Raw genomic sequence first — 9,924 nt, 5'->3', positions numbered from 1 at the left:
GGCCTCGTCGAGGCCCTTGACGATGCCCGCCAGCACCGTCGCCGCCACAAGATAAGGGTTGGCGTCGACGCCGGACGGCCGGTGCTCGATACGCCGGTTCATCGCATCGCCCGCCGGCACGCGCAACGCCACGGAGCGGTTGTTGACGCCCCAGGTCGGCGCCACCGGCGCATAGGATTGCGCCACGAAACGCCGCCATGAATTGGCATGCGGCGCAAACACCAGCATCGATTCCGCCATGGTGTGGATCAGGCCGCCAAGCGCGTTGAGCAGGCTTGGCGACCATTTCTCGCCGGCAGCTTCGGAGAAGACGTTGCGGCCGGCATCGTCCTGCAGCGAGACGTGGAAATGCATGCCCGAACCGGCATAGGCCTCGATCGGCTTGGCCATGAAGCAGGCGGTGACGCCGTGCCGGCGCGCCTGCGCCCTCACCAGCCGCTTCAGCATGACCAGGTCGTCGGCCGCCCGCATCACGTCCTTGCGGTAGTTGAGCGTCAGCTCGTACTGTCCGGGCGCATATTCGGAAATCACCGTCTCGGCCGGAATGCCTTGCGCCCTGGCGGCGGCGTAGATGTCGGAAAACAGCGGCTCCATGCCGTGCAGGTGGTCGACTGAATAGACTTCCGTTTTGCCCGAGCGGCGCCCGTCGAGCACCGCGCGCGCCGCCTGCACCTTGCCGTCGGCATCGCGCTCATTGGCAAGCAGAAAAAATTCCAGTTCGAAGGCGCCGGCCGGATGCAGGCCGCGCGCCGCCAGGATCCCGACTTGCCTTGCCAGCACCAGCCGCGGATCGGAGGTCATCGGCTGGCCGTCGAGACGATACATCGCCATCAGCACCTGGCCGCGCGGCGGCTTGGTGCCGTGCAGCGGCACCAGCGTGCCTGGAACCGGCCATGCCCTGAGGTCGCCGTCGCCGGTGTCCCAGATCAGCCCGGTCTCGTGAACATCCTCACCGGTGATGTCGAGGCCGAGGATCGAGATCGGCATATGCCTTCCGCCCTCGAAAATGCTCATCAGCTCGTGCCGGCGCACGATCTTGCCGCGGCCGATGCCGTTGGCGTCGGTGAGCACGATGTCGAAGGCCTCGATGTCGGGATGGGCGGCGAGAAACGCTTTCGCCTCGGCCGGCGTCGAGCCCGAAGGGGAGGTCACAACTGTGCTCGGATTGTCCATAGCCGCTTGTCTCATGCCGTAAGCCTGGCGGCAACCGCGGCGAAAGCCGCGATCAGGCGGCTTACCTGCGCCGCGGTCGTCGCCGGCGAGATCAGCATCATATTGTGGAACGGCGCGATCAGCACGCCGCGATTGACCAGCGCGACATGGACGGCGGCTTCGAGTTCCGGCGCATGTGCCTTCTCCGCCTCGCCGCCGTTCTTGAGCGGCCCGGGCGTGCAGATGAACTCGACGCGGGCGCCGACGCGCGCGACATGCCAAGGCAGCTTGTTTCGCTCGATGACGGCGGAGAGCCCCGCGTCGAGGCGGCGCGCCAGCCGGTCCATATGCGCATAGGCCTCCTCGGTCATTACCTCTTCGAGCGTCGCCCGCATCGCCGCGAATTGCAGCGGGTTGGCCGACAGCGTGGTGCCCATGCCGGAATAGCCGGGTTCCTTGCTGCGATTGTAGGTGCTGTAGCGCGTCGCGACCTCCTCGCTCATGCCCCAGATGCTGGCCGGCACGCCTCCGGCCACCGGCTTGCCGAGCACGAACAGGTCCGGCTCCAGCCCGTGCTTTCGCGTGTAACCGCCGGGCCCGGTTGAAATGGTGTGCGTCTCGTCGATCAAAAGCAGCGTGCCGGCGGCGCGGGTGAGGCGCCGCAGCGCGTCGTGGAAGCCGGGTTCCGGCAGCACCATGCAGGAATTGGTCAGCACCGGTTCGGTGATCACGCAGGCGATATCGCGGTCGCCAAGTGCCGTTTCCAATGCTGCAATATCGTTGAATTCGATAACCTTGGTTGCCCGTGTGAGATCGCGGAACTCGCCTGCCAGCCCAGGCCGGTTGACCGGCTTGCCGTCGATCAGTCGCACCATCGTCTCGTCGACCGAGCCGTGATAGCAGCCGTTGAAGACCAGGATCTTTTCGCGCCCCGTCACCGCGCGGGCGACCCGCAAGGCGAAGCGGTTGGCATCGGTGGCGGTGGTGGCGATCTGCCAATAGGGCAGGCCGAAGCGCTGCTGCAAGAGCGGACCGATCGCCAGCGCATCCTCGCTGGGCAGCATATAGGTCAGGCCGCGTGCTGCCTGCCGGCGGATGGCGCGGGCGACCGGCGGCGGCGAATGGCCGAGCATCGAGCCGGTGTCGCCCAGGCAGAAATCGTCGAGCTTGTTGCCGTCGACATCGGTAATCGTGGCACCCTTGGCGCTGTCGACCAGGATCGCAAATGGCGTCGGCCAGTCGGTCATCCAATGCATCGGCACGCCGCCGAGGAAGCCGGCCATGCCGTTGCCAACCTTGGCCTCGGACTTCGGCCGCGCCTTGCGGAAGGCGGCCGCCTCGGCCTCGCGCAGCTCGGCTATGCGGGCGGCGGCGATGCCGCCGATGGAAGTCCGGTCGATTGAATGCATGAAGCCCCTCTTTCTCGCGCGGCACTCTGCCAACCGGTCGGCAAAACCGCAATTGGCCGCGCAGGGGGCGGGCGTTGGCTCAGGCAGTAGGGATTAAGGGATGAAGAGATTAAGGGAGTAGGGCATTGGGAAGACAGCGGAGGAAGGCTTTCCTTTCCCTATTCCATTGGCGCCCTATTCCCCTAATCCCTTACGCCGTGATGTCGATCACGCCGCAATCGCCGGCCGCGCTGCCGAAGACGATGCGGCGCTCTTCCTTGTCCCACATCATCGAGGTGATGGCGCCTTTGCCGGGACGACGCAGCAGCACTTCCTTGGCGTCGGCGAAGCGGGCCGCGATCACCATGCCGTCCTCATAGCCGATCGCGGTGACCTCCTGGCTGGGATGGCAGGCAACGCACGTCACCATGGTATTGCCGCGCGTGCCGAGCTCCAGCGGCGCCTTGCCCATCGGCCCGTCCTTGCTGGCGAAAGGCCACACGATCGCCGCCGGCGCGCCGGAGCTCGCCAGCCATTTGCCCTTCACGCTCCAGGACAGGCTTTTGACCTTGCCCGGATAGCCGCTCATGCGCATGTGCTTGCCGTCGGCCAGCTTCCAGCCATGCAGCGCGTTTTCCTGCATGGTGGTAATCAGGAAAGCGCCGTCCGGCGAAAAGCTGATCCCGGTATGGGCGCCGGCCCATTCGAGCTCGACCGGCTTGCCCTCCGCCGCAGGAAAATGCAGCGTCGCGCCGTTGTAGCGGGCAACGCCGAAGCGCATGCCCTTGGGCGAGAAGGCGAGCCCTTCCACCGAGCGCGGATGGGCGAATTCCTTGATCTTGCCGTCGGCGAAACGGACGAACGCCGTCTTGCCCGAGGCATAGGCGACCGCACCCTGAGGGCCCGCCGCAACGCTGGTGATCCATTTTCTGCAGGCGCTGGCAAGTTCGCTCGCCTCGCCGCCGGCCTTGACCTCAAACACCTTGCCGTCCTCGCCGCCGGTGATCAGGCGGTCGTTCGCCGCATCGTGGAAGGCGGCGAGCAGCCCGTCATTCGCCTGTACGGTCTTGTGCCCATTGTCGAGCCGATGGATCGCGCCGTCGGCCAAAGCGAAATGCGGCACGTCGCCGAGGAAGACGGCGGCGACGCAATGGCCTTCGAGATCAAGCGGGGCGACTGTCGGCATGGGGATGGTCCATTCGATTTCACCAGCCGGCGCGGCTAGGTGTGACTCCCCCTTCTCCCCTTGTGGGAGAAGGTGGATTGGCGCGTAGCGCCAAGACGGTTGAGGGGTGTTCGACGGAGTGCCGTCATCGCCAAGCTGGAACACCCCTCATCCGACCGAGCTTCGCTCGGCCACCTTCTCCCACAAGGGGAGAAGGAAAGTAGGGGCAGCGCTAACGCCTGAAAGTCCGGAAATCAAGCCGCCTGGCAAGCTTCAAAACTCTTCCTGAGGCGCTCGGCGTCGAGATCGCGGCCGATGAAGACCAGCCGGCTTTCATGCTTCTCGCCGTCCTTCCAGGCGCGCTGGTGGTCGCCTTCGAGGATCATGTGCACGCCTTGCAGGACATAGCGATCCTCGTCGCCCTTCAGCGCGATGATGCCCTTAAGCCTGAGGATGTTCGGCCCTTCCATCTGGGTCACCTTCTCGATCCAGGGGAAGAACTTCTTCGGATCCATCTCGCCGCCGCGCAGCGAGACCGACTTCACCGTGACATCATGGATGTCGGAAGGATGGCCGTGGTGATGGTGATCGTGCCCGTCGTGATGATGGTGGTGGTCGTGATCGCAATCCGGACCGCATTCATGGTCGTGATCGTGGTCGTGCGCCTCGAGGAAATGCGGATCGTTCTCCAGCGCGCGTGACAGGTCGAAGGCGCCGCGGTCGAGCACTTCGCCGAGCGCCACACCGGCGCGCTGGGTGCGATGGATCCTGGCCGCCGGGTTGATGGCGCGGATCGTCGCCTCGACCTTTTCGAGCTCTTCGGGAGTGACGAGATCGGTCTTGTTCAGCACCACCACATCGGCGAAGGCGATCTGGTCCTCGGCCTCCTTCGAGTCCTTCAGGCGCAGCGGCAGGTGCTTGGCGTCAACCAGCGCCACCACCGCGTCGAGCTTGGTTTTGGAGCGCACATCGTCGTCCATGAAGAAGGTCTGCGCCACCGGCACCGGGTCGGCCAGACCAGTGGTCTCGACCACGATGGCATCGAAACGGCCGGGCCGCCGCATCAGGCCCTCGACGACGCGGATCAGGTCGCCGCGCACCGTGCAGCACACGCAGCCATTGTTCATCTCATAGATTTCCTCGTCGGATTCGACGATCAGATCGTTGTCGATGCCGATCTCGCCGAACTCGTTGACGATGACCGCGTAACGCTTGCCGTGGTTCTCCGACAGGATGCGGTTGAGCAGCGTCGTCTTGCCCGCGCCGAGATAGCCGGTGAGAACGGTTACGGGGATCTGCGTCTGTGCATCGCTCATGGCCTGCCTCGAAAAATCTGTGCTCGAAGGATTTGTCGGCCCTCATATAGGACGTGAGCCGCGCTTTTGCACGCGCCAAACCGATGGGCCAGCCGGTCCCGATCGGGGCAGCCGCAGTGGGTTAAAGGAACAGGGCAGCCGCACGGCATCAGAGCCCCTCCGGGATGTTCCGCTGTGAATGCCGGCGGGCCAAAAGTCGTTTGTCATCTAACTGAAATAAACATCTGGCATCACCTGCGCGGGCAACGCAATGCTTGCCGGCAAAGTGTTTGCAGGCCGGACTCGTTAAATCGTCATTTGCCAGCCGCCGGACAGCCTCTATGCTGCCCGCGCCGGTTCGGCCGAAGAGGGAATGACCATGGCCAAGGCGGACAGAACGGCGACTATGAACCGGCTGCATTCGGCAGCGCGGCTGGCGCGCACGGCGCTTGCTGCGCGCCTTCTGGCACATGGCTTCTACGCCGGCCAGGACCAGATCATGCTGGCGCTCGACCGCGAAGACGGCCAGACACCCGGCAATCTCGCCGACAAGCTCGGCGTACGTCCGCCGACGATCACAAAAACCATCAACAGGCTGCAGGCGCAGGGTTTTCTCGAAAAGCGCGCCTCCAACGCCGATGCCCGCCAGGCCCATATTTTCCTCACCGGCTCCGGCCGCGAAACCATCCGCGCCATCGAGAAATCGGTCAAGAAGACCGAGAAGCAGGCGCTAAGGGGTCTCGACAAGAAAGACCAGAAGGCGCTGTTCAAGCTGCTCGCCCGCATCGAGGCCAACCTGTCGAACGAGGCCCTGATCCTCATCGACGACGACGCCGAGCTGGATGATTAACGAGCGACGCGCAGCGTCGTCTCGAGGACGCGTGAGCGCGATGCGCAGCATCGTCGCTTAGCCGCTGGGCGTTGGTGACCACGAGCGACGCGTAAGCGTCGTCTCGAGCGACCCAAGCGCGATGCACAGCATCGTCGCCTCAGGCACCACCAAGCATCGGCTTGGCGGAAAGGGCGACGACGCTACGCGTCGCGCACCAGCGTCGCCCAGCGTCAGCCCGAACGCCTTCTTGAAATGCCGGTTGAAATGGCTCTGATCGCTGAAGCCGGCCGCAACAGCTGTTTGGGCAAGCTGCTCTCCCGCTTCGATCATGCGTCGCGCCCGCTGCAGCCGGCGCATCAACAGGAAGCGATGCGGGCTTGTCGAATAGGTCGCGCGGAAATGGCGCGACAGCGCGTAGCGGTCGAGGCCGGTAACCGCCTCCAGCTCGTCGGAGCGCACCGGCCGTTCAGCGTTTTCTTCGAGATAGTCGCGGGCCAGCGCGGCAGCCCGCCACGCGATTTTTCCCGCTGATTTTGCCGGCTGTCCGGCATGGCGTTTCAATTGCTGCGCCAGCTGCGCGATGAAATCCGCCACGAACAGGTCGTCGAGTTCCTCGGTGAGCGGTGTTAGCGCCGACAGCAGCGTGCCGCGCAACTGAGGGTCGCTCACCACAGCATCCTTAACGAAAGGGAGCGGCGAACCGTGGAGGCAGTCAAGCAGCAGCGACGGCTCGAGATAGAGAATCCTGTAGCGTAAGCCGTCCTCGGTGCCGGCGCCGCCGTCATGCAGTTCGTCGGGATGCAGCACGATCACCTGGCCGGGCACGCTGTGCCGAAGCGCGCCGCGATAGTGGAAGCGCTGCACGCCGTCCAGCGTCACGCCGATGGCGTAGGTGTCGTGGCGGTGCAATTCGAAGGCATTGCCGTGGAAACGCGCCTCGATGCGCTCGAGGCCCGTGGCACCGGGCGCCGAAACGATCCGGTCGTCCTCAGCGCACGAACGTTCAAGACCTCCCAGCGCCTCATTGCCTAGATCGTGCGCCATGGTCCCTCATGCACATCCGGGAGAAACATTTTGGTGTTCGATACGAAATTTGCAATGGTCCTCAAGGAAGATCTCGCCGTCTGGCAGAAGCTCAACGTTACCGCTTTCCTGACCAGCGGCATCGTCGCGCAATCTCCTCAAATCATCGGCGAGCCCTATTGCGACCGCGCCGGCAATCTCTTCAATCCGCTCTCGGTCCAGCCCGTTATCGTGCTGTCGGCGGACGAGCCGACGCTTGCTGCGATCCACCGCCGGGCCCTGGAGCGCGGCGTGACGACATCGGCCTATGTCGAGGAGATGTTCTCCACCGGCCATGACCTGGCCAACCGCGCCGTTTTCGCCGAATTCGCGCCGGACGACGCCAAGATCGTCGGCATCGCGCTGCGCGCCGAAAAGAAGCTGGTCGACAAGATTACCAAGGGCGCCCGCATGCATGCTTGACCCTCGGGGAGGATGCTCTTGGTGGCTGATTGACCATTCGTCCGGACGACGTCGCGCACGTTCGAGATTGGCCGCGACCTCCCTGCTTCGTCAGCCTGGGGTCTGCGCGCGTCGCGTCGCTCCTTGCTCCGCCCGGGCGGACGAGCAAGGAACGTTCTGCTGATCGCCAAGGCACTGCGCTCTAAGCCTGTCGACACGTCTTGTTGGGCCAGTCGCTTTTGGCTTGCCGGCCGGCGGCGATTGCCGCAAAAGGGTGGCGTCTACCTCTCCTCCGGCCCGATTTTGAGCGTTCCCAAAAATCACGACGACAGCGCGACGCCGCCCGCGGCGATGCTGTTGATGCTCTGCGTCTATGTCTGCTTCACCTTTCTCGACACCTCAAGCAAATATCTGGTGCTCGCCGGCGTCTCGGCGCTGATCGTCGCCTGGGCCCGCTTCATCGTGCATGTCCTGCTTGTCGGGGTTTTCCTTCGCGGCTGGCGCGAGCCGTCGCGCTTCCGCGCCAATAACCTGCCGGCGCACATTCTGCGCGGATGTCTGCTTTTCGGCTCGACCATGTTCAACATCCTGGCGCTCAGGACGCTGCAGCTCGCTGAGACCACCTCGATCTATTTCTTCGGCCCGATGGTGATCACCGCATTGGCCGGCCCGCTGCTCGGCGAGTGGGCGGGCTGGCGGCGCTGGCTGGCGATCCTCACCGGCTTCGTCGGCGTCCTCATCATCACCCGGCCCGGCGTCGGCGTGTTCGGCATGGGCCATCTCTTCGCGCTGGGCTCGATGCTGTCGAACTCTTTTTACGTCATCATGACCCGGCGCATGTCGTCGACGGAGACATCCGAAAGCCTGATCCTGTTCTCGGCGCTGGCGCCGGCGGTGCTGCTCCTGCCCATGCTGCCCTTCTCATTGTCCCTGCCGCAGGACGGCTGGCACTGGGTGATCCTTTTGATGCTCGGCGTCTTCGGCGCCGGCGGCCATTGGCTCCTGGTCCAGGCCTATCGCCTGGCGACGACGACGGCGCTCGCGCCTTACCCTTATTCGCAGATGATTTGGATGATCATCTCCGGCTGGCTGATCTTCCACCAGTTTCCCGACCGCTGGACCCTGCTCGGGGCGGCCATCATCGTCGCCAGCGGCCTCTTCATCATCCACCGCGAGCACAGGCTTCGCTTGCACAATTCCGCTTCCTTGGACACGGAAGCCGAGGGCTTGGCAAAAAAACTTTGATTTGCCCTCGATCGATGGCATAAGCCCCATTTAAACAGTTTAAAGGCCCGGGGACCAAGGCTGGCACAGAAGATCAAGCTTTCGACGATCGCGGATGCGCTTGGCGTGTCCACGGCAACGGTTTCGCTGGCACTGCGCGACAGCCCGCTGGTCGCGGGGTCGACGCGCGAGCGCATCAAGGAGCACGCGCGCGCCATCGGCTATATCTACAACCGACGGGCCGCGTCGCTCCGCACTTCGCGCTCCGGCATTGTCGGCGTCGTCGTGCACGACATCATGAACCCGTTCTTTGCCGAGATCCTGCGCTCGATAGAAAGCGAGCTCGACCGCAGCCGCCAGACCTTCATCCTGTCCAACCATTATGACCAGCTGGAAAAGCAGCGCACCTTCATCGACACGCTGCTGCAGCTCGGCGCCGACGGCGTCATCATGTCGCCGGCCATAGGCACGCCGGCCGAGGACATCATCATGGCCGAGGAAAACGGCCTCCCGGCGGTGCTGATCGCGCGCACCGTTACCGGCGCCGACGTGCCGGTCTTCCGCGGCGACGATGCCTATGGCACGGCACTCGCGACCAACCATCTCATCTCGCTCGGCCACAAACGCATCGCCATGATCGGCGGCACGGACCAGACCTCGACCGGCCGCGACCGCTACCAGGGCTACGTCAACGCCATGGAAGCGGCCGGGCTGGAGGTGAAGCCGTCCTGGCGCATTCCTGGACCGCGCACCAAGCAGGCCGGTTTCGAGGCTGCAGGACAGTTCTTGGCGCTGAAGGACAAGCCGACCGCCGCCTGCTGCTGGAATGATCTGGTTGCGATCGGACTGATGAACGGCATCGCGCGCGCCGGTCTGGTGCCGGGCGTCGATATCTCCGTCACTGGTTACGACGACCTGGAGGAGGCTGCGATAGCAACGCCGGCCTTGACCACGGTCTGGAATGGCCAGCGCGAGGTCGGCCGCCGCGCCGCCAGCGCGCTGCTCGACAAGCTGAACGGGCAGGCCGTGCGGCCGTCGCAGGAATTGATCAAGCCGGAGCTGCACGTACGCCAGTCCACCGGCAAGCCGGTGGAGCGTCAATGACACAGACAGAAGCGAAGTCGCCGGTCGCCGTCCTGGTGCCGGGCCGTTTCAACGACCATGCCATCGGCCGGATCGACCAGGCGTTCAAGCGCGTGCGGATCGAGCGCGCCGATCCGTCGCTCGTCACCGGCGAGATGCGCGAGAGCGTGCGCGGCATCGCCTCCTTCGGCGGCATCAGCGCGGCCATGATCGACGCGCTGCCGAATCTCGAGATCATCGCCAATTTCGGCGTCGGCTATGACTCCGTCGACGCTCGTCATGCCGCGACCCGCGGCGTCATGGTCACCAACACGCCCGACG

Annotated in this window: 9 protein-coding genes and 1 pseudogene; 5 read left to right on the top strand and 5 right to left on the bottom strand. The window is 64.7% G+C overall.

Going from position 1 to position 9,924, the window contains the following annotated elements; all coding sequences use genetic code 11:
• From EOA60_RS07160 to EOA60_RS07145, 4 genes are all read right to left on the bottom strand, one after another.
• A partial coding sequence (locus EOA60_RS07160) for a glutamine synthetase family protein (RefSeq protein ID WP_206628107.1) occupies positions 1-1,173 on the bottom strand: 1,173 nt, incomplete at its 3' end.
• Positions 1,174-1,184: 11 nt separating this feature from the next.
• The gene (locus tag EOA60_RS07155; RefSeq protein ID WP_095824361.1) at positions 1,185-2,561 is read right to left on the bottom strand and encodes an aspartate aminotransferase family protein; all 1,377 of its coding nucleotides are present in this window, start codon (positions 2,559-2,561) and stop codon (positions 1,185-1,187) included.
• A gap of 190 nt (positions 2,562-2,751) precedes the next feature.
• On the bottom strand, positions 2,752-3,726 hold the full coding sequence (locus tag EOA60_RS07150; protein WP_095824360.1) for a WD40 repeat domain-containing protein: 975 nt from the start codon (positions 3,724-3,726) through the stop codon (positions 2,752-2,754).
• 233 nt (positions 3,727-3,959) lie between these two features.
• The gene (locus EOA60_RS07145; RefSeq protein WP_067003322.1) at positions 3,960-5,021 is read right to left on the bottom strand and encodes a GTP-binding protein; all 1,062 of its coding nucleotides are present in this window, start codon (positions 5,019-5,021) and stop codon (positions 3,960-3,962) included.
• 358 nt (positions 5,022-5,379) lie between these two features.
• Between EOA60_RS07145 and EOA60_RS07140 the strand changes: the two genes are divergently transcribed.
• Positions 5,380-5,850, top strand: a complete 471-nt coding sequence (locus tag EOA60_RS07140) for a MarR family transcriptional regulator (protein ID WP_095824423.1) — start codon at positions 5,380-5,382, stop codon at positions 5,848-5,850.
• Positions 5,851-5,907: 57 nt separating this feature from the next.
• On the opposite strand, the gene EOA60_RS07135 is transcribed toward EOA60_RS07140, so the two are convergent.
• Positions 5,908-6,876, bottom strand: coding sequence for an AraC family transcriptional regulator (locus tag EOA60_RS07135; protein WP_128293504.1), 969 nt, complete (start codon positions 6,874-6,876; stop codon positions 5,908-5,910).
• A 33-nt stretch (positions 6,877-6,909) separates the two neighbouring features.
• Here EOA60_RS07135 and EOA60_RS07130 point away from each other — a divergent pair, with 33 nt between their 5' ends.
• The 4 genes and pseudogenes from EOA60_RS07130 to EOA60_RS07115 all read left to right on the top strand — a co-directional run.
• On the top strand, positions 6,910-7,317 hold the full coding sequence (locus EOA60_RS07130; protein WP_127335279.1) for a DUF2000 family protein: 408 nt from the start codon (positions 6,910-6,912) through the stop codon (positions 7,315-7,317).
• Positions 7,318-7,656: 339 nt separating this feature from the next.
• A complete protein-coding gene (locus EOA60_RS07125; protein ID WP_164748277.1) occupies positions 7,657-8,541 on the top strand; it encodes a DMT family transporter in 885 nt (294 codons plus the stop codon).
• 60 nt (positions 8,542-8,601) lie between these two features.
• A complete protein-coding gene (locus EOA60_RS07120; protein WP_067324144.1) occupies positions 8,602-9,624 on the top strand; it encodes a LacI family DNA-binding transcriptional regulator in 1,023 nt (340 codons plus the stop codon).
• Positions 9,621-9,924: pseudogene (locus EOA60_RS07115) on the top strand (2-hydroxyacid dehydrogenase); the annotation flags it as partial. The gene EOA60_RS07120 and the pseudogene EOA60_RS07115, both read left to right, overlap by 4 nt.

It is taken from the genome of Mesorhizobium sp. M1A.F.Ca.IN.020.06.1.1 (genome assembly GCF_004023265.1).
Taxonomy (GTDB): Bacteria; Pseudomonadota; Alphaproteobacteria; order Rhizobiales; family Rhizobiaceae; genus Mesorhizobium.
This window is presented reverse-complemented; position numbering and strand designations above follow the sequence as displayed.